This window comes from uncultured Shewanella sp., from assembly GCF_947501665.1.
In the GTDB taxonomy this organism is placed as follows: Bacteria; Pseudomonadota; Gammaproteobacteria; order Enterobacterales; family Shewanellaceae; genus Shewanella.
This window is the reverse complement of record NZ_CANMWS010000095.1, coordinates 1-366: the sequence shown is the minus strand read 5'-3', so window position 1 is coordinate 366 and position 366 is coordinate 1. Positions and strand designations below refer to the sequence as shown.

The 366-nt window shown below is 43.4% G+C and carries 2 tRNA genes; both read right to left on the bottom strand.

Annotated elements, in window-relative coordinates:
- Nucleotides 1-162: 162 nt before the first annotated feature.
- Nucleotides 163-236 (bottom strand) — tRNA-Cys (locus tag Q0976_RS24070).
- A gap of 54 nt (nt 237-290) precedes the next feature.
- Nucleotides 291-366: transfer RNA gene (locus Q0976_RS24065), tRNA-Gly, on the bottom strand.

Below are 366 nucleotides of genomic sequence, written 5' to 3'. Positions count from 1 at the left end.
CACGCCTATTAAGCGAGGGATTTTAAATCCCTTGTGTCTACCGATTCCACCACTCGGGCAAAACTGTTTGTCTTTTTTTGAAAAAGATAAAACGCATTATCGGTAGTTAATGCTGTGACTCCCTTAACTGCATTAAGAGAAGCACTCACCTTTTCCTATATTTGGAGGCGCGACCCGGAGTCGAACCGAGATAGACGGATTTGCAATCCGCAGCATAGCCATTCTGCCATCGCGCCAAATTATATTTCAATATTAAATAAGTCAAGGTTTACGCTTTGACTCTTTAATATTGGAGCGACATATCGGGTTCGAACCGATGACCTATACCTTGGCAAGGTATCGCTCTACCAACTGAGCTAATGTCGC